The sequence below is a fragment of the Pseudomonas sp. SG20056 genome, assembly GCF_031764535.1.
Taxonomy (GTDB): Bacteria; Pseudomonadota; Gammaproteobacteria; order Pseudomonadales; family Pseudomonadaceae; genus Aquipseudomonas.
On sequence record NZ_CP134499.1, the window covers coordinates 1361527 to 1380566 of the forward strand.

At 60.1% G+C, this 19040-nt stretch carries 18 protein-coding genes and 4 tRNA genes; 20 read left to right on the plus strand and 2 right to left on the minus strand.

Annotated elements, in window-relative coordinates:
* Window positions 1-85 precede the first annotated feature (85 nt).
* From alaS to RHP75_RS06575, 7 genes are all read left to right on the plus strand, one after another.
* Window positions 86-2710 (plus strand): alanine--tRNA ligase, encoded by a 2625-nt coding sequence (gene alaS, locus RHP75_RS06545; RefSeq protein ID WP_311091020.1) that lies wholly within the window; start codon window positions 86-88, stop codon window positions 2708-2710.
* A 114-nt stretch (window positions 2711-2824) separates the two neighbouring features.
* A complete protein-coding gene (locus RHP75_RS06550) occupies window positions 2825-4063 on the plus strand; it encodes an aspartate kinase (protein WP_090251806.1) in 1239 nt (412 codons plus the stop codon).
* 188 nt (window positions 4064-4251) lie between these two features.
* The gene (gene csrA, locus RHP75_RS06555) at window positions 4252-4437 is read left to right on the plus strand and encodes a carbon storage regulator CsrA (RefSeq protein WP_025165378.1); all 186 of its coding nucleotides are present in this window, start codon (window positions 4252-4254) and stop codon (window positions 4435-4437) included.
* A 62-nt stretch (window positions 4438-4499) separates the two neighbouring features.
* Window positions 4500-4590: transfer RNA gene (locus RHP75_RS06560), tRNA-Ser, on the plus strand.
* A 52-nt stretch (window positions 4591-4642) separates the two neighbouring features.
* Window positions 4643-4719, plus strand: a tRNA-Arg gene (locus RHP75_RS06565).
* 72 nt (window positions 4720-4791) lie between these two features.
* Window positions 4792-4868 (plus strand) — tRNA-Arg (locus RHP75_RS06570).
* A 72-nt stretch (window positions 4869-4940) separates the two neighbouring features.
* Window positions 4941-5017: transfer RNA gene (locus tag RHP75_RS06575), tRNA-Arg, on the plus strand.
* 101 nt (window positions 5018-5118) lie between these two features.
* Here RHP75_RS06575 and RHP75_RS06580 read toward each other — a convergent pair.
* On the minus strand, window positions 5119-5634 hold the full coding sequence (locus RHP75_RS06580) for a DUF4124 domain-containing protein (protein ID WP_311091022.1): 516 nt from the start codon (window positions 5632-5634) through the stop codon (window positions 5119-5121).
* A gap of 322 nt (window positions 5635-5956) precedes the next feature.
* Between RHP75_RS06580 and mgtE the strand changes: the two genes are divergently transcribed.
* From mgtE to RHP75_RS06600, 4 genes are all read left to right on the plus strand, one after another.
* Window positions 5957-7399: a magnesium transporter gene (gene mgtE / locus RHP75_RS06585; protein ID WP_160088107.1), complete on the plus strand. Its 1443-nt coding sequence runs from the start codon at window positions 5957-5959 to the stop codon at window positions 7397-7399.
* 165 nt (window positions 7400-7564) lie between these two features.
* The gene (locus RHP75_RS06590) at window positions 7565-7816 is read left to right on the plus strand and encodes an OadG family transporter subunit (RefSeq protein ID WP_311091024.1); all 252 of its coding nucleotides are present in this window, start codon (window positions 7565-7567) and stop codon (window positions 7814-7816) included.
* Window positions 7817-7841: 25 nt separating this feature from the next.
* Window positions 7842-9617 (plus strand): sodium-extruding oxaloacetate decarboxylase subunit alpha, encoded by a 1776-nt coding sequence (gene oadA / locus RHP75_RS06595; RefSeq protein ID WP_311091025.1) that lies wholly within the window; start codon window positions 7842-7844, stop codon window positions 9615-9617.
* A 12-nt stretch (window positions 9618-9629) separates the two neighbouring features.
* On the plus strand, window positions 9630-10766 hold the full coding sequence (locus RHP75_RS06600) for a sodium ion-translocating decarboxylase subunit beta (RefSeq protein ID WP_311091026.1): 1137 nt from the start codon (window positions 9630-9632) through the stop codon (window positions 10764-10766).
* Between the two features lie 168 nt (window positions 10767-10934).
* Here the strand turns inward: RHP75_RS06600 and RHP75_RS06605 are convergent, their stop codons facing one another.
* Window positions 10935-11252: an Arc family DNA-binding protein gene (locus tag RHP75_RS06605; RefSeq protein ID WP_090382962.1), complete on the minus strand. Its 318-nt coding sequence runs from the start codon at window positions 11250-11252 to the stop codon at window positions 10935-10937.
* A 393-nt stretch (window positions 11253-11645) separates the two neighbouring features.
* Here RHP75_RS06605 and phnC point away from each other — a divergent pair, with 393 nt between their 5' ends.
* From phnC to phnK, 9 genes are all read left to right on the plus strand, one after another.
* Window positions 11646-12482 carry a phosphonate ABC transporter ATP-binding protein gene (phnC, locus tag RHP75_RS06610; protein ID WP_311091027.1) on the plus strand — a complete coding sequence of 279 codons (837 nt, stop codon included), beginning with the start codon at window positions 11646-11648 and terminating at the stop codon, window positions 12480-12482.
* 56 nt (window positions 12483-12538) lie between these two features.
* Window positions 12539-13543, plus strand: coding sequence for a phosphonate ABC transporter substrate-binding protein (phnD, locus tag RHP75_RS06615; RefSeq protein ID WP_090251828.1), 1005 nt, complete (start codon window positions 12539-12541; stop codon window positions 13541-13543).
* Window positions 13544-13609: 66 nt separating this feature from the next.
* Complete coding sequence (gene phnE, locus RHP75_RS06620; RefSeq protein WP_311091028.1) at window positions 13610-14404, plus strand: phosphonate ABC transporter, permease protein PhnE; 795 nt, start codon at window positions 13610-13612, stop codon at window positions 14402-14404.
* Window positions 14405-14440: 36 nt separating this feature from the next.
* Window positions 14441-15145, plus strand: coding sequence for a phosphonate metabolism transcriptional regulator PhnF (gene phnF / locus RHP75_RS06625; protein WP_311091029.1), 705 nt, complete (start codon window positions 14441-14443; stop codon window positions 15143-15145).
* Between the two features lie 13 nt (window positions 15146-15158).
* The gene (gene phnG / locus RHP75_RS06630; RefSeq protein ID WP_311091030.1) at window positions 15159-15635 is read left to right on the plus strand and encodes a phosphonate C-P lyase system protein PhnG; all 477 of its coding nucleotides are present in this window, start codon (window positions 15159-15161) and stop codon (window positions 15633-15635) included.
* Window positions 15635-16246, plus strand: coding sequence for a phosphonate C-P lyase system protein PhnH (gene phnH, locus RHP75_RS06635; RefSeq protein WP_311091032.1), 612 nt, complete (start codon window positions 15635-15637; stop codon window positions 16244-16246). Before phnG ends, phnH begins: the two co-directional genes overlap by 1 nt.
* Window positions 16246-17337 (plus strand): carbon-phosphorus lyase complex subunit PhnI, encoded by a 1092-nt coding sequence (locus RHP75_RS06640; protein WP_311091033.1) that lies wholly within the window; start codon window positions 16246-16248, stop codon window positions 17335-17337. The genes phnH and RHP75_RS06640 overlap by 1 nt, the downstream gene beginning before the upstream one ends.
* Entirely contained in the window at window positions 17334-18212 is an 879-nt protein-coding gene (locus RHP75_RS06645) for an alpha-D-ribose 1-methylphosphonate 5-phosphate C-P-lyase PhnJ (RefSeq protein WP_282876451.1), read from the plus strand. Before RHP75_RS06640 ends, RHP75_RS06645 begins: the two co-directional genes overlap by 4 nt.
* On the plus strand, window positions 18209-19018 hold the full coding sequence (gene phnK, locus RHP75_RS06650; protein WP_090251849.1) for a phosphonate C-P lyase system protein PhnK: 810 nt from the start codon (window positions 18209-18211) through the stop codon (window positions 19016-19018). Before RHP75_RS06645 ends, phnK begins: the two co-directional genes overlap by 4 nt.
* Window positions 19019-19040: the final 22 nt, after the last annotated feature.

Sequence of the window (19040 nt, forward strand, 5' to 3'; positions counted from 1 at the left end):
AAAGGCACTAGCCCCCTAGCGCAGGCCCGATATAATGCGGCCCTTTGCCGGCTTTGTCGTGGCCGCTGGTTTTTGGAAGATTCCTATGAAAAGCGCAGAAATCCGTGAAGCCTTCCTCAGCTTCTTCGAACAGAAGGGACACACCCGTGTCGCCTCCAGCTCCCTGATTCCGGGTAATGACCCGACCCTGCTGTTCACCAACGCGGGGATGAACCAGTTCAAGGATTGTTTCCTCGGTCTGGAAAAGCGCGCCTACACCCGCGCCGCCACCAGCCAGAAGTGCGTGCGTGCCGGCGGCAAGCACAACGACCTGGAAAACGTCGGTTACACCGCACGTCACCACACCTTCTTCGAAATGCTCGGCAACTTCAGCTTTGGCGACTATTTCAAGCGCGACGCCATTCACTTCGCCTGGGAATTCCTCACCGGTGAAAACTGGCTGAACCTGCCCAAGGAAAAGCTCTGGGTCACCGTCTACGCCACGGACGATGAAGCCTTTGATATCTGGAACAAGGAAATCGGCGTGCCGGCCGAGCGGATGATCCGTATCGGCGACAACAAAGGTGCGCCGTACGCGTCCGACAACTTCTGGACCATGGGCGACACCGGCCCGTGTGGCCCGTGCACCGAGATTTTCTTCGATCATGGCGAGCACATCTGGGGTGGCCCACCCGGCTCGCCAGAGGAAGACGGTGATCGTTACATCGAAATCTGGAACAACGTATTCATGCAGTTCAACCGCACCGCTGACGGCGTATTGCACCCGCTGCCGGCACCGAGCGTGGACACCGGCATGGGCCTGGAGCGCATCAGTGCGGTGCTGCAGCACGTCAACTCGAACTATGAAATTGACCTGTTCCAGAGCCTGCTCAATGCAGCGGCCAAGGCCATCGGTTGCGTCAACGAGGGCCAGGCTTCGCTGAAGGTGGTGGCTGACCACATCCGTTCCTGCGGCTTCCTGATCGCTGATGGCGTGACGCCGTCCAACGAAGGCCGTGGCTACGTGCTACGACGCATCATCCGCCGCGCCTGCCGTCACGGTAACAAGCTGGGCGCCAAGGGCAGCTTCTTCTATCAGATCGTTGCCGCATTGGTCGCCGAGATGGGCGATGCCTTCCCTGAACTGAAGCAGCAGCAGGCGCATATCGAGCGCGTGCTGAAAACCGAAGAAGAGCAGTTCGCCAAGACCCTGGAGCAGGGCCTGAAAATTCTCGAACAGGATCTGGCCGAGTTGAAAGGCACGGTGATTCCGGGCGATGTGATCTTCAAGCTGTACGACACCTTCGGCTTCCCGATGGACCTCACTGGCGACATCGCCCGTGAGCGCGAGCTGACCCTGGATGAAGAAGGCTTCGAGCGCGAAATGCAGGCGCAGCGCGAGCGCGCCCGTTCTGCCAGCGCCTTCGGTATGGACTACAACAGCCTGGTCAAGGTCGACAGTGACACCGCGTTCCTTGGCTATCAAGGCACCAGCGGCAGCGGCAAGATCATTGCGCTGTTCAAGGCCGGTCAGGCAGTCGACAGCCTAGGTGAAGGCGAGGAGGGCGTAGTCGTCCTCGATCAGACGCCGTTCTACGCCGAGTCCGGTGGTCAGGTGGGTGACTGCGGCTTCCTTGAAGGCGCTGGCGTGCGTTTCGACGTGCGTGATACCACCAAGGCTGGCGGTGCATTTCTGCACCACGGCGTTGCGGTCAAGGGCGGTTTGAGTGTCGGCACCTCGGTCAAGGCCGAAGTGGACGCCAGTGTGCGTCAGGCCACTGCGCTCAATCACTCGGCCACTCACTTGCTGCATGCTGCGCTGCGTCAGGTTCTGGGCGAGCACGTGACTCAGAAGGGCTCGCTGGTCGACAGTCAGCGTCTGCGTTTTGACTTCAGCCACTTTGAGGCGATCACTCCAGCGCAGCTGAAAGAGCTGGAGAGCATCGTCAATCGTGAAGTGCGCGGCAACAGCGAAGTGGAGACCCTGGAAACCGATATCGAAACCGCCAAGGCCAAAGGCGCCATGGCGCTGTTCGGTGAAAAGTACGGCGATCAGGTTCGCGTGTTGAGCATGGGCGGCGATTTCTCCGTTGAGCTGTGCGGCGGTACTCACGTCAAGCGCACCGGTGATATCGGTCTGTTCAAAATTATCAGCGAAAGCGGTGTGGCGGCGGGCGTGCGTCGAATCGAAGCAGTCACTGGTGCAGCGGCCTTTGCCTACCTGAATGGCGCGGAAGAACAGCTGAAAGAAGCTGCGGCGCTGGTCAAAGGCAGCCGCGACAACCTGCTGGACAAGCTGGCTGGTGTAATGGAGCGCAATCGCCAGCTGGAAAAAGAGCTTGAGCAGCTCAAGGCCAAGGCCGCCAGCGCGGCGGGCAATGACCTGGCTGGTTCGGCTGTCGACGTCAAAGGCATCAAGGTGCTGAGTGCGCGTCTCGACGGTTTGGACGGCAAGGCGCTGTTGGCCATGGTCGACCAATTGAAGAACAAGCTCGGCAGTGCAGTCATCCTGCTCGGCGGTGTGCAGGACGACAAGGTCGTGCTGGTGGCTGGTGTGACTCAGGATCTGACCGCCAAGCTGAAAGCCGGCGAGCTGATGAAGCAGGCGGCTGCGGCCGTCGGCGGCAAAGGCGGCGGTCGCCCGGACATGGCGCAAGGCGGCGGTGTTGATGCGGCGGCCCTCGATGGTGCGCTGGCGTTGGCGGTGACCTTCGCTGAGCAGGGTCTGTAAACGCCTGATTCCCCAGATCTATAGCCCAAGGCCCGGTATACGCCCGGCGGGCCTTGGCAGGGTATTGAGTTGTATGTTTAATGGGCGCCCTTCACGGGCTGAGGCGGCTTTGAAATGGCTTTGATCGTACAGAAATTTGGCGGCACCTCCGTCGGCACTGTTGAGCGTATTCAGCAGGTGGCCGCGAAGGTGAAGAAATTCCGCGAAAACGGCGATGACATTGTGGTTGTGGTTTCCGCCATGAGCGGTGAAACCAATCGCCTGATCGATCTGGCCAAACAGGTCAGTGATGGTCAGCCGGTACCGCGTGAACTCGACGTGATGGTCTCTACCGGCGAGCAGGTGACGATTGCCCTGCTGGCCATGGCGCTGATCAAGATTGGCGTGCCGGCGGTGTCCTATACCGGCAACCAGGTGCGCATCCTGACGGACAGCGCGCACAACAAAGCGCGCATCCTGCAGATTGATGACCAGAAACTGCGTGCCGACCTCAAGGCCGGTCGTGTGGTGGTGGTCGCAGGTTTCCAGGGTGTCGACGAGCACGGCAACATCACCACGCTAGGTCGTGGCGGTTCCGATACCACGGGCGTGGCGCTGGCCGCTGCGCTGAAGGCCGATGAGTGCCAGATTTACACCGACGTTGATGGTGTCTACACCACTGACCCGCGTGTGGTGCCGCAGGCTCAGCGGTTGGAAAAAATCACCTTCGAAGAGATGCTGGAAATGGCCAGTCTCGGCTCCAAGGTGCTGCAGATTCGCTCGGTGGAATTCGCCGGCAAGTACAACGTCCCGCTGCGCGTGCTGCACAGCTTCCAAGAGGGGCCGGGCACCCTCATTACCCTTGATGAAGAGGAATCCATGGAACAGCCGATCATCTCCGGCATCGCTTTCAACCGCGACGAAGCCAAGCTGACCATCCGTGGCGTACCGGACATCCCGGGCGTGGCGTTCAAAATTCTCGGCCCGATCAGTGCCGCGAACATTGAAGTGGACATGATCGTGCAGAACGTTTCGCACGATAACACCACTGACTTCACCTTCACCGTACACCGCAATGACTACACCGCGGCGTTCGAGGTGCTGGAAAACACGGCTCGCGAACTGGGTGCGCGTGAAGTCATCGGCGACACCAAGATTGCCAAGGTGTCCATCGTTGGTGTCGGCATGCGTTCCCATGCCGGTGTTGCCAGCCGCATGTTTGAAGCGCTGGCTAAGGAAAACATCAATATCCAGATGATCTCGACCTCGGAGATCAAAGTCTCTGTGGTGATTGAAGAGAAATATCTGGAGTTGGCGGTGCGCGCCCTGCACACTGCTTTTGAACTGGATGCTCCGGCCCGTCAGGGCGACTGAGGCATTATCCGAAAGGCGCGGTTTATCCCGCGCCTTTTGTCTTTTTGGTTGGCATGAGCAGGAACTTTCTTTCTGCTCACACTGGTCAATACTTGGGTGAAGGCTCTGCTTGAGATGTTCGGGGCTGCCACCATTTTCTTTTTTGCAGACTGCTGTTGTCCTGAACTGATATCCGTAAGGAGAAAGGAATGCTGATTCTGACTCGCCGGGTCGGAGAGACCCTGATGGTGGGTGACGAAGTCACTGTCACCGTGTTGGGCGTTAAAGGTAATCAGGTGCGCATTGGCGTTAACGCGCCGAAAGAGGTTGCCGTGCACCGCGAAGAAATTTACCAGCGCATCCAGAAAGAGAAAGGCGAAGAACCAAGCCACTAATTTTTATCGAAATTTTGGCTTTGCAAACGGGGAAAACATGGTTATCATGCGCCCCGTGTTGCGGAGAGGTGGCCGAGTGGCCGAAGGCGCTCCCCTGCTAAGGGAGTACATCTCAAAAGGGTGTCGGGGGTTCGAATCCCCCCTTCTCCGCCATTATTTAGTGCTGTAGGCGTTGATTTAGAAGTCTGCAGTGCAAGCGTTACATGCACTCATAGCTCAGCTGGATAGAGTACTCGGCTACGAACCGAGCGGTCGGAGGTTCGAATCCTCCTGAGTGCACCAACTAGGAATGGCTTGCAGCGATGCAGGCCATTTTGTTTCAGCCAGCGGTGATCTGGTCAAAAAGCGCCATTTGCACTCATAGCTCAGCTGGATAGAGTACTCGGCTACGAACCGAGCGGTCGGAGGTTCGAATCCTCCTGAGTGCACCAAATCGAAATGGCTTGCAGTGATGCAAGCCATTTTGTTTCAGCCAGCGGTGATCTGGTTAAAAAGCGCCATATGCACTCATAGCTCAGCTGGATAGAGTACTCGGCTACGAACCGAGCGGTCGGAGGTTCGAATCCTCCTGAGTGCACCAAACAAGAAGGGCCTGCAGCGATGCAGGCCCTTTTTTATTGCGCGTCGTTTATGGCTGCCGCCGGCGGGTTGTCGTTGTGTGGCGTGAAAAGTGACTGTTGGTCACTTTTTACTCGCCGATTTTCGTTTGGCCTTGCCTTTGACGCAGCCGGCTTCATCGAAGCTGACGTTGCGCTTGTTGCCTTTCTTGCCCTGGTAGACGTAGCGCGTCTGGCCGTTTTGTTCGGTGACCTTGTCTGGCTTGCCGAGGCTACTCTCGACGTCGTTGCGGCTCATGCCCAGGCGTATCTGCTGCTTGATGATGGCGGCGCGCCGCTCGCTGCTGCTCAGGTGGTTGCCGCAACCGTCCTGCTTGGCGCCGATCACAGTCAATTTATGTTCATCTTTCTTCTTGCTCTCGCGGCCGGCCTTGCGCGGTTTGGCCAATGGCACCGGTTTACCACTGCCCGGAGTGGGGTTGTAGGCCTGCTGCAGGCTTTGGCTGTGTTCGTTGGGGCAGCCCTGGCGGGTGAAAGTGACGTGGCCTTTGGCGTCTTCACAGCGAAATACGGTTGAGCTGAGTGTGGGTAGGGGGCAAAGCAGAATGGCGCAGAAAGCTGCGCAGCGCAGTCCATGCATGGTGCGTCCTCCGTGACGGTCCATGTGCAAGGGTAGTCGATGTCTTTGTCTGTGCCAGGCGTGCCTTTGCCAGTGCCTGGCACGTCGCAGTTACAGATGTGCAAGCGTGCTTAAGTTTGTCGTGCAAGCGCTTGTTCTAGGATTGTTTTTGTCACATGCAAAGCGCCTGGGCGGTGGTATCATTCGCCGCGTCAGCCCCGCCGGGGCTTGTGGAAAACCACCATGGACTTACCCAGTAGTTACTCTGAATCTCGATTGTGCAATCACGTGTTGACTGATTGATCCTCTGTGGCGTGCGCTGCCACTGGGGGTGGAGCGCGCCATGACTGAAGTAGAAGCAAAAAAGCCGCAAGAAAGCCTGCAAAATCGCCTGGCCCAGGTGGTCGAGCTGTTGCATCGGCACAAGCTGGTCGAAGACCTGACCCATCGTCAGGAAGGCCAGCACCATGACCGGGTGGAAAACCTGGTGCACCGGCAGAACCTCGCCGAATTGCAACGCAAGCTCGATGAGCTGCACTCCGCCGACGTTGCCCACATCCTTGAAGCCTTGCCGCTTGATGACCGCCTGACTGTCTGGCAGCTGGTCAAGGTCGAGCGCGATGGCGACATCCTCCTTGAAGTGTCCGACGCGGTGCGTGAAACCCTGCTCGCGGACATGGACGACCACGAAATTCTCGCGGCCGCCAGGGACATGGATGCCGACGAACTGGCCGACCTGGCCTCCGAACTGCCGCGCGATGTCGTGCATGAGTTGATGGAGACGCTCGATGCGCAGCAGCGCGAGCGCGTACGTTCGGCGTTGTCCTACGAGGAAGACCAAGTCGGCGCGCTGATGGACTTCGAGATGGTCACCATCCGCGAAGATGTCAGCCTGGAGGTGGTGTTGCGCTACCTGCGCCGCCTCAAGGAGCTGCCAGGGCACACCGACAAACTGTTTGTGGTCGATTACGACGGTGTGCTCAAGGGTGTGCTGCCGGTCAAGCGCCTGTTGGTCAATGACCCGGAGAAGCTGGTCAGTGAAGTGATGGCCACCGATCCGGTGAGTTTCCACCCGGACGAGGATGGTTACGATGCCGCGCAGGCGTTCGAACGTTACGACCTGATTTCTACGCCGGTGGTGGACAAGAACGGCAAGCTGATCGGTCGTTTGACCATCGATGAGATGGTCGACCTGATCCGTGAGGAAAGCGAAAGCGAAGTCCTCAATATGGCCGGTCTGCGCGAGGAAGAAGACATCTTTGCCTCGGTGTGGAAATCCCTGCGCAACCGCTGGGCCTGGTTGGCCATCAACCTGGTCACCGCCTTTATGGCGTCACGCGTCATCGGCCTGTTCGAAGACTCCATCGAGAAATTGGTCGCCCTGGCGGCGCTGATGCCGATTGTTGCGGGCATCGGTGGCAACTCGGGTAACCAAACCATCACCATGATCGTGCGCGCCATGGCGCTGGATCAGGTCAGTACCGGCAATACCTCGCGCCTGATTCGCAAGGAGCTGGGTGTAGGTCTGGTCAACGGTATCGTCTGGGGTGGGGTGATTGGTGTGGTGGCCTACCTGCTCTACGACAGCTGGTCGCTGGGCGTTGTGATGACTGCTGCCATGGTGCTGAACCTGCTGTTGGCCGCGCTGATGGGGGTGTTGATCCCCATGACGCTGGTGCGTATGGGGCGTGATCCGGCCTTGGGCGCCAGCGTGATGATCACTGCGGTAACCGATAGCGGTGGCTTCTTTATCTTCCTCGGTTTGGCCAGTCTGTTCCTGCTCTAAGTCGATGACGCGTTCTCTACAGAAAATGTCTCATTAGGCTGCTTTGGGTTTGCTTCAAACGCTCGTTTCACGCTAAGGTTCGCCAGCTTTGCCCGGGATCAGCTCCCGGGCGCTCCTATCTCTAATAATTAACGCAGCTCATACGTAGCTGGTAATGGAGCCAAGATGACCCCTAGTGAACTCCTCCTCGAGGGTGTCGAGCTCATGCTGTTCGGCCTGGGCACCGTATTTCTATTCTTGATGCTATTGGTGCTGATGATCCGCGTGATGTCGTGGGTTATCGAGCGCTTTGCCGCGAAAACACCCATTCCCGTATCTGTGCCATCAGCAGTCAAGCCGGCCTCCGACGAGCCGAGTGCTGATGTGCTAGCCGCTATCCAATCCGCTATTCACCAGCACCGCGCCCGCCGCGGGTGAGCCAGGTTCGACAGGGAGCATCTGTATGACTGCCGTAAAGAAAGCACTCGGAATTACTGATGTGGTGCTGCGTGACGCCCACCAGTCGATCCTGGCCACCCGCGTGCGCCTGGAAGACATGCTGCCGATCGCGCCCAAGCTTGATCAGGTCGGTTTCTGGTCCGTTGAGTCCTGGGGTGGCGCTACCTTCGATGCGTGCATCCGTTACCTGGGTGAAGACCCGTGGCACCGCATTCGCGAGCTGAAAAAGGCCATGCCCAACACCCGTCAGCAAATGCTGCTGCGTGGGCAGAACCTGCTGGGCTACCGCCATTACGCCGATGACGTGGTGGAAAAGTTCGTCGAGCGCGCCGCCTTCAATGGCGTCGATGTGTTCCGCGTATTCGATGCGATGAACGACCCGCGCAACCTGCAAACTGCCCTCAAAGCAGTCAAGCAGCTGGGCAAGCATGCCCAAGGCACCATCTCCTACACCACCAGTCCGGTGCATACCCTGGAAATGTGGGTCGATCTGGCCAAGCAGATCGAAGACATGGGTGCCGACTCGGTCGCGATCAAGGACATGGCCGGTATTTTGACGCCCTATACCGCATTTGAGCTGGTGACGCGTCTTAAGGCGACCCTGTCTATCCCCGTACATATGCAGTGCCATGCCACGGCAGGGCTGTCATCTGTAGCCATTCTCAAGGCCGTGGAAGCAGGCATCGACAATGTCGACACCGCTATTTCCTCGTTGTCGATGACCTATGGCCATTCGCCGACTGAGTCTGTAGTCGCGATGTTCCAGGGTACTGAGCGCGATACCGGGCTTAATCTGGAGCTGCTCGAAGAAATCGCCGCCTACTTCCGTGAAGTACGGAAGAAGTACGCCAAGTTCGAGGGCAACCTCAAAGGCGTCGACTCGCGCATTCTGGTCGCTCAGGTGCCGGGCGGTATGCTCACCAATATGGAAGGCCAGCTGAAAGAGCAGGGCGCCCAGGACAAGTTCGACGAAGTGCTCGCTGAGATCCCGCGTGTACGTGAAGACCTCGGCTTTATCCCGTTGGTAACGCCCACTTCGCAGATCGTCGGCACCCAGGCGGTGATCAACGTACTGACCGGTGAGCGCTACAAGTCGATCACCAAGGAAACCGCTGGCATCTTGAAGGGTGAGTACGGTGCAGCGCCGGCGCCTTTCAATAAAGATCTGCAGGCGCGCGTACTCGATGGCGCTGAAGCCGTTACCTGCCGTCCGGCTGATTTGCTTGAAGCCGAGATGGACAAGCTGACTGCTGAGCTCAAAGGCATTGCCAAAGAGAAGGGCATCAAGCTCGCGGCTGACGAAATCGACGACGTGCTGACCTATGCCCTTTTCCCGCAGATCGGCCTGAAGTTTCTGGAAAACCGTGGTAACCCGGCGGCGTTCGAGCCTGCACCGACCGGCAAGGAGGCGCCTGCTCGTGAAGCTGGCAAGCCTGAGGTCTACACCGTTGAAGTGGGCGGCAAGTCCTATGTGGTGCAAGTCAACGAAGGCGGCGATATCGAAGGGCTCAAGGCTGTCGGTGGTGGCGCTAATTCCTCGGCGGCAGTAGCTGCGCCAGTGGGGGCCGGAGAGCCGCAGAATGCCCCGTTGGCCGGCAATATCTTCAAGGTGCTGGTGCAGCCAGGCCAGGCGGTGGAAGAAGGGCAACTGGTGATCATTCTCGAAGCCATGAAAATGGAAACCGAGATCCGTGCGTTCAAGGCCGGCACCATTGCTGCGGTCAACGTCAAAGTCGGTGATGCGGTGGCGGTGGGCGACAGCCTGCTGACCATCGGTTAAGGGAGCGCAGTAATGGATAAGCTCCTCAAACTTTGGCAGAGCACCGGCCTGTACCACGTCGAGGTTGGTCAGCTGTTTATGATCGCGGTGTGCATCCTGCTGATCTACCTGGCGATCAAGAAAGGCTTCGAGCCTCTACTGTTGTTGCCGATTGGTTTTGGCGGTCTGCTGGCCAACATTCCAGTGGCCAATATGGCCGAGGGTGCGGGCTTCCTGCATATGATCTACGAGGTGGGTCTGCCCACCAGTATCTTCCCGTTGCTGATCTTCCTTGGCGTCGGCGCCATGACCGACTTCGGGCCGATGCTGGCCAACCCCAAGACCTTGCTCTTGGGTGCGGCGGCGCAGTTTGGCATCTTCGGCACTCTGATGGGCGCGTTGGCGATCACTGCCCTGGGGATTCCAGGGCTTGAATTCACCCTCAAGGAAGCTGCATCCATCGCCATCATTGGTGGTGCCGATGGTCCGACCTCGATTTTCGTGACCTCCAAGCTGGCCCCGCACCTGCTCGGTCCGATTGCGGTGGCGGCCTATGCCTATATGGCGTTGGTGCCGTTGATTCAGCCGCCGATCATGCGTGCACTGACCACCAAGGAAGAGCGCGCCATTGTTATGCAGCAGCTGCGTCCGGTGGGGCAGGCCGAGAAGATCATCTTCCCGATCGTGCTGTGCCTGCTGATCGGCATGTTGCTACCGGATGCTGCGCCGCTGATCGGCATGTTCGCCCTCGGTAACCTGTTGCGTGAGGCTGGTGTAGTAGAGCGTCTGGCCGATACGTCGCGTAATGCGCTGATCAATATCGTCACTATCTTCCTCGGCCTGACCGTGGGTTCGAAGTTGTCGGCGGATTCCTTCCTGCAGCTCAAGACCCTGGGTATCCTCAGCCTGGGTATGCTGGCGTTCTGCGCCGGTACGGCGGCAGGTGTGCTGATGGCCAAGCTGATGAATATGTTCAGCAGTAACAAGATCAATCCATTGATTGGTTCGGCCGGTGTATCTGCGGTGCCGATGGCGGCGCGGGTGTCGAACAAGGTTGGACTGGAAGCCAATCCGCAAAACTTCCTGTTGATGCATGCCATGGGCCCGAATGTGGCCGGGGTGATCGGCTCGGCAGTGGCTGCGGGTGTATTGCTCAGTTTTGTTGGCTGATTAATACGAGCAATAAAAAAACCGCCCTTGAGGCGGTTTTTTTATTGCCTGCCACCCCTGGCGGCCATCTTACAGGCCTTTACAGTGCAACGTTAAAGGTGGACTCAAATCATTTTTATTAGCAGCAAAAAAACCGGCCTAGGCCGGTTTTTTCATTGTGCAGCGCAATCAGGCTTCTTCGGCAGCCATCTCGGCATCGTGAGCAATCAATGCCACCAGGGCATTCTGCTGACGGCGTGAAAGCTGGCGGAAGCGTTGCAGCAGCTCGCGCTCGTGCAAGGACAGATCTGGGCTGTCCAAGCGCATGTTGAGGTCATCACCCAGAGCGCTTTCCTGGAGCATGCTTTGCTCAAGGCGAGCAATGATCTCCGAGTTCATGCTGCGGTGATGGTTACGTGCGACATCCGCAATACGTTCGCGCATGCCATCAGGCAGACGAACTACGAATTTGTCAGCGGTGCGGCTGGAATAGAGTGCTGGTTTCATAGGGCGCGTACATTAAACCGGTTAGTTCAGGAAAGCGATACTGGCAATGGGCTATAGGATTGTCACCGGTTTGACCACCTTTAGCACTAACCGTTCAGCCAGAAAGCCGCTTAGATCGTGTGTGACTCTACAGTCGCGAGGTCGATAAATTGACGTCAATCGCGTGTCGCATTGTGCGTCGGATAAAGGCGTTATGCCAGCACCAGTCATCAGAAATGCGCCGTGCTGTGCAAAAAGCAAGGAAATTCACCCTCGCGTAGAAAAAATTCCAAGCAATGGTCACGTAAGTGTCACGGCCCATTAATCGGTCTGACACAGGATTTGCCTACCTTGGTCTACACCAGAAGGCGGCTGCTAGCCGCGGTGTAACCGCTAATAAAAAGGAGGCATTCCATGAGCGCAGTGATCCGGGTTGAGAGCCTGAACAAAACGTTCGGCCGCAAGCAGGCGCTGTTTGATCTGGCGCTGTCTGTTGAACCCGGTGAAATGGTGGCACTGATCGGAGCCTCGGGTTCCGGCAAGTCGACCTTGCTGCGTCATGTTGCCGGCCTGGCCTGTTGCGACCGCACGGGTGGCGGCAGCATCCAGGTATTGGGGCGTGAGGTGCAGGCCGAGGGCCGCCTGAATGGCGAAGTCCGTCGTCTGCGCGCCGATATCGGCTACATCTTTCAGCAGTTCAACCTTGTTGGCCGTCTTAGCGTGCTGCAGAACGTGTTGCTCGGTTGCCTGGGGCGCATGCCGCGCTGGCGCGGCACCCTCGGCTTGTTCAATGCCGAAGAAAAACAGCGTGCGCTGCAGGCGCTGGCTCGCGTGGGGCTGGCGGATCTGGCGCAGCAACGCGCTTCGACTCTGTCCGGCGGCCAGCAGCAGCGTGTGGCAATTGCCCGTGCCCTGTGCCAGCGCGCCAAGGTGATTCTGGCCGATGAGCCGATTGCTTCGCTCGATCCCGAATCCGCACGCAAGGTCATGCAGATTCTTGCCGACATCAACCGTGAAGACGGCACCACTGTCGTGGTCACCCTGCATCAAGTCGATTACGCCATGCGCTATTGCCAGCGCGCCGTGGCGTTGAAAGCGGGGCGTATTCATTACGACGGCGCCGCGGCCGAGTTGCACCCCAACTTCCTTAACGATCTTTACGGGGCCGAGCTGCTAGACGAGCCGCAAACCGCCGAGAAACCGCGCCGTGCGCGCAAACCGAAAGTCCCGCTGGCTCTGGCCAAGGCCTGAGTCACTTGCCTGTTATGCCAACCCCTGTATGTCCATCTGCACTAGGAGTGCTTTGCATGTTCAAACGTATCAGTCGCGTTCTCGCCGCGTCCACGCTGCTGGCCGGTTCGGTTCTGGGTGCTGCCCAGGCCGCTGAGCAGGAAATCAATTTCGGCATCATCTCCACCGAGTCCTCGCAGAACCTGAAAAGCATGTGGGACCCCTTCCTGGCAGACATGAGCCAGCAGACCGGCCTGAAGATCAAAGCCTTCTTCGCCCCTGACTACGCCGGGATCATCCAGGGCATGCGTTTCGACAAAGTCGACATGGCCTGGTACGGCAACAAGGCCGCGATGGAAGCGGTGGATCGCGCCAATGGACAGATCTTCGCCCAAACCGTCGCGGCCAACGGCACTCAGGGCTATTACAGCCTGATGGTGGCGCACAAGGACAGCCCGATCAATTCGATCGAAGACATGCTGAAAAACGCCAAGACCCTGACCTTCGCCAACGGCGACCCGAACTCCACCTCGGGCTATCTGGTACCGGGCTACTACGTGTTCGCGCAGAACAATGCCGACGCCAACAAGATCTTCAAGCGCGCGCTCAACGGCAGCCATGAAGTCAACGCCCTGTCGGTGGCCAACAAGCAGGTCGATGTCGGCACCTTCAACAGCGAAGGCATGGAGCGTCTGCAAGTGACTGCGCCGGACAAGGCCGCTCAGCTGAAAGTGATCTGGACTTCGCCGCTGATTCCGTCTGACCCGATGGTATGGCGCAAGAACCTGGACGACGCCACCAAGAACAAGCTGCGTGACTTCTTTATGACCTACGGCGACGAGCCGGCCGAACAGAAAGTCCTGGCTGGTCTGCAGTGGGCCAAGTTCAAGGCGTCCGATGACGATCAGCTGCTGCCGATCCGCCAGCTGGAACTGTTCAAAAAACGCACCGAAGTGGCCAACAGCGACAAGCTCAACGCTGATGACAAGCAGGCGCAGCTCAAGGAGCTGGATGCCGAGCTGGCCAAGCTGGAAAAGCGCATGGCTGAAATCGCCAAGCAAAGCCCTGCCAGCGCTGGTTAATCGCAGTGCTCGACCCGCCGCCCACGGCGGGTCGTTTTCTTCTGCCGCTTGATTCGAGATGTTGTTATGACCACTTTGACCACCGCACCCACGCCCGACCTGATTGCCAAGCGTTCCTGGCTGCAGCTGATCGGCTGGGGGCTGTTCTTCGTTGTGTTGGCCTGGTCCTGGCAGGGCGCGGAGATGAATCCGCTGGCACTGATCCGCGACTCCAGCAACATGGCGACCTTTGCTGCGGACTTCTTTCCGCCCGATTTCAGCGATTGGGAGCTGTACCTCAAAGAGATGATCGTCACCGTGCAGATCGCCCTGTGGGGAACGGTGCTGGCGATTGTTGTGGCTATTCCGTTGGGCATTCTCTGCTCGGAAAACATCGTGCCGTGGTGGGTCTACCAGCCGATCCGTCGGGTGATGGACGCCTGCCGTTCGATCAATGAAATGGTCTTCGCCATGCTCTTCGTAGTGGCGGTTGGCCTGGGTCCATTCGCTGGTGTACTGGCGCTGTTTATCGGCACCACCGGGGTGCTGGCCAAGCTCTTCGCCGAGGCGGTCGAGGCCATCGATCCGGGCCCGGTTGAAGGCGTACGCGCCACTGGTGCCAGCGCGCTGCAGGAAGTCATCTACGGGGTGATTCCGCAGGTTCTGCCACTGTGGATTTCCTACTCGCTGTACCGCTTCGAATCCAACGTGCGCTCGGCAACTGTGGTCGGCATGGTCGGCGCCGGTGGCATTGGGGTGATTCTCTGGGAAGCGATTCGCGGCTTCCAGTTCGCCCAGACCTGCGCCCTGCTGATCGTGATCATCCTGGTGGTCAGCCTGCTGGACATCATTTCGCAGCGCCTGCGTAAACAATTTATCTGACGGAGAACGGGCATCTGCGGATGCCCTTTATTAGCCATGCACTTGTCTAGACAACCTGAGCCGTTGTACCGCGAACTGGCTGCCGTGCTGCGCGATGAGCTGCAGCGCATGAGCCCTGGCGATTACCTGCCGGCCGAGGTGCAGTTGGCCGCGCGTTTTGCCGTCAACCGCCACACCCTGCGCCGCGCGGTGGATGAGCTGGTACTCGAAGGCCGCCTGCTGCGCCAGCAGGGCAAGGGCACGCGGGTGTTGGCCAAGCCGCTGATTTATCCGATGCAGGCCGGCAGTGCCTACAGCGCTTCGCTTTCGGCGCTTGGCCACAAGGTTGAAGCGCAGCTGCTGGAAAGCCGTCTGCGTCCTGCCGGTTGCGAGGAGCGTGAGTACCTACAACTGCCCAGTGGTGCGCAACTGCTGGAGCTGAGCACCCTGCGTCTGATTGAAGGCCAGCCGGTCAGCCTGATTCGGCATGCCTTCAGCACCGAATACGCCGAGCTGCTGGCCGACTACCAGGGCGGCTCGCTGCGCCAGTACCTCAGCCTGCGCGGACTGCCGCTGACGCGCACCTTCAGCCTGATCGGCGCACGCCTGCCCAGCCGTGACGAGGCTGCGCGCCTGCTGATGCCCCGCCACGCACCGCTGCTGAGCGTACAAACCCTTTCCCGCGATCTGGCCGGCCGGCCGGTGGAGCTGTCGTTATCGACCAGCCGCGCCGACCGCTTCCAGTACCAGCTCGCCCTTTGATGGAGGCTTGTTGATGAACCGCGCACGACCGCAAAGCAACCTGCTGCACAGCGATCCGCAGATCGCCATTCGCCAGCGCTGGATGGGCGTACTCGCCCGCGCCGGCAGCCAACTGGCGACCTATGAGTCGGCGTTGAAGGAAGCCGACTACCGCCTGATCCGCGCCCCGGAAATTGGCATGACCCTGGTACGCGGGCGCATGGGCGGCACCGGCAGCCCGTTCAACCTTGGCGAGATGAGCGTGACCCGCTGCGTGGTGCGCCTGGCCGATGGCCGCACCGGTTACAGCTACGTGGCCGGGCGCGACAAGCAGCATGCCGAATTGGCGGCCCTGGCCGACGCGCATTTGCAGGGCAGTGAACAGCCGCATTGGCTGAGCCGCCTGATCGAACCCCTGGCAGCTGCACAGCATTCCCAACAGGCGGCCAAGGCCGCTGAAACCGCCACCACTCAGGTGGAATTTTTTACTCTGGTCAGAGGAGAAGACTGATGAACGCGGCGAATAGCTCGCAATGGCTGCAACCGGCCTTCAATGACCCGGTGCTGGATGCCCAGACCAGCTTTCGCAGCGCCCTCAAGGCGCTGGCCGAGCCAGGCCTGATACAGCCGCTGAACCGCGCCCTGGCCCTGGAAAACCTGCAACCGGCTACTTATGCCCTGTGCCTGGCGTTTCTCGATGGCGATACGCCGCTGTGGCTGGCGCCGTGTTTCGACACCCCGGCGATCCGCGCCAACCTGGCCTTTCACTGCGGCTGCCCGATTGTCGCCGAACGCGAACTGGCGCTGTTTGCCCTGCTCGATGAAAGCGAGCTGACGGACCTGTCGGATTTCGACAATGGCAGCGAGCGCTACCCGGACCAGTCCTGCACCTTACTGATCCAGCTCGACGCCCTCAGCCATGGCGACGCGCTGCGTTGGCGTGGGCCTGGCATCAAGGACGTACGCAGCGTCGAGTTGCCGCTGCCGGCGGTGTTCTGGCAGCAGCGCCAGGCACGTAGTGCGTTTCCCCGTGGCCTGGATGCCTTCTTCGCCGCTGGTGAGCAGGTGATCGGCCTGCCGCGCAGCACCCGTGTGCTGCTCAACGCCGAGGAGGCTGCCTGATGTACGTCGCCGTCAAAGGTGGCGAACGCGCCATCGACAATGCCCACTTGCTGCTGGCGAAAAAACGCCGCGGTGATACTTCCATACCTGAACTCAGCGTCGAACAGGTGCGCGAGCAGATGCCCCTGGCCGTGGCGCGAGTGATGAGCGAAGGCTCGCTGTACGACCCGCAGCTGGCCGCGCTGGCGATCAAACAGGCGGCCGGTGACCTGATGGAGGCGATCTTCCTGCTGCGCGCCTACCGCACCACGCTGCCGCGCTTCGGTGCCAGCGCCGCGCTGGACACCACGCAGATGCAGCTGAGCCGGCGCATCTCGGCCACCTTCAAGGACCTGCCCGGCGGCCAGTTGCTCGGCCCGACCTTCGACTACAGCCACCGCCTGCTGGATTTCGCCCTGCTGGCCGAGGGCGAACAACCAGGGCCAGAGATCGATCCGCAGGCTGAACTGTCGCCGTGCCCACGGGTGCTGGATTTTCTCGCCGACGAGGGCCTGATGGCCCGCGAGTCGGATGACGGCGCCACAGTGCCGGATATCACCCGCGAGCCGCTGGATTTCCCTGCCAGTCGTGCTCAGCGCTTGCAAGCCTTGGCCCGAGGCGATGAAGGCTTCCTGCTGGCGCTGGGTTATTCCACCCAGCGCGGTTACGGCCGCAATCACCCCTTTGCCGGCGAGATTCGCATCGGCGAGGTCGAGGTCTGGCTGGAGCCGGAAGAGCTCGGCTTTGCCGTGCCGCTGGGCGATATCGAAGTGACCGAGTGCGAGATGGTCAATCAGTTCGTTGGTGAGAGTGCCGAGCAGGCGCAGTTCACCCGTGGCTACGGTCTGGCCTTCGGTTATGCCGAGCGCAAGGCCATGGGCATGGCCCTGGTTGACCGTTCGCTGCGTGCGGGCGAGTACAACGAAGAGGTCGAAGGCCCGGCGCAGCAGGAAGAGTTCGTGCTGATGCACTGCGACAACGTCGAGGCCGCCGGCTTCGTCTCGCACCTGAAATTGCCGCACTACGTCGACTTCCAATCCGAGCTGGAGCTGATCCGCAAACTGCGCAAGCAGGCCAGCGAGCAGCCCGCTGCCGAGGAGCAACGCGCATGAATGCCCAGGCCCAAACACAGTACGCAACTGAGGTCGGCTACAACTTCGCCTACCTCGATGAGCAAACCAAACGCATGATCCGCCGTGGCCTGCTCAAGGCTGTCGCGGTTCCCGGTTATCAGGTGCCCTTCGGTGGCCGCGAGATGCCGCTGCCCTATGGCTGGGGCACCGGCGGTATGCAACTGACCGCGGCGATCCTTGGCGCTGATGACGTGCTCAAGGTGATCGACCAGGGCGCGGATGACACCACCAACGCGGTGTCGATCCGCCGCTTCTTCGCCCGCACTGCCGGTGTCAAAACCACCACGCGCACGCCGGAGGCGACGGTGATCCAGACCCGTCACCGCATCCCGGAAACCGCGTTGAGCGGCGATCAGATCATGGTCTACCAGGTGCCGATCCCTGAGCCGCTGCGCTTTATCGAACCCTCGGAAACCGAGACCCGCACCATGCACGCGCTGGAAGACTACGGCGTGATGCACGTGAAGCTGTACGAGGACATTGCCACCTTCGGCCATATCGCCACCAGCTACGCCTACCCGGTGACGGTGGATGAGCGCTACGTGATGGACCCCTCGCCGATCCCCAAATTCGACAACCCCAAGCTGCATATGAGCCCGGCGCTGATGCTGTTCGGCGCTGGCCGCGAGAAGCGCCTGTATGCCGTGCCGCCGTTTACTCGGGTGGTGAGTCTGGACTTCGAAGATCACCCCTTCGAGATCCAGCGTTGGGACGAATGCTGCGCCTTCTGTGGCAGCCAGGACTCCTACCTTGACGAGCTGATTGTCGACGACGCCGGGACCAAGCGCTTCGTCTGCTCTGACACCGATTACTGCATGCAACGCCGTGACCTTGAAGAGGAGGGCGAGCAATGAGTGCTGCCGAGAAAATGCACCTGCACACCGACACGGCGCAGCCGCTGTTCAGCGTGCGAGACCTGACTCGCCTGTACGGCCTGGAGAAGGGCTGCCAGGGCGTGTCGTTTGATCTGTATCCGGGCGAGGTGCTGGGCATCGTCGGCGAGTCTGGCTCGGGCAAGTCGACCCTGCTCAGTCTGCTCTCCGGGCGCTGTCCACCGGATCGCGGCTCTGTCAGTTATCGCGATACGGCCGGCAACTGGGTCGATCTATACAGCGCCAGCGAGGCGCAGCGCCGCACGCTGCTGCGTACCGAGTGGGGCTTTGTCGAGCAGAACCCGCGTGACGGGCTGCGCATGGGCGTGTCTGCCGGGGCCAATATCGGCGAGCGGCTGATGGCCCAGGGCGTGCGCCATTACGGCGAATTGCGCGCGGCCGGCATCGACTGGCTGAAACAGGTTGAAATCGACCCACTGCGCATCGACGACCTGCCGCGCACCTTCTCCGGCGGCATGCAGCAGCGCTTGCAGATCGCCCGCAATCTGGTCTCCAGCCCCCGACTGATCTTTATGGACGAACCCACCGGCGGCCTCGATGTGTCGGTGCAGGCGCGCCTGCTCGACCTGCTGCGCGGCCTGGTGCGCGAGCTGGACCTGGCGGTGGTGATCGTCACCCACGACCTGGCGGTGGCGCGCTTGCTGGCCGACCGGCTGATGGTGATGCGCCGCTCCCATGTGGTCGAGGCCGGTCTCACCGACCAGATTCTCGATGACCCGCAGCATCCCTATTCGCAGTTGCTGGTGTCGTCTGTCCTGCAGCCCTGACGTGTGTGCAGCCCGGATTGCA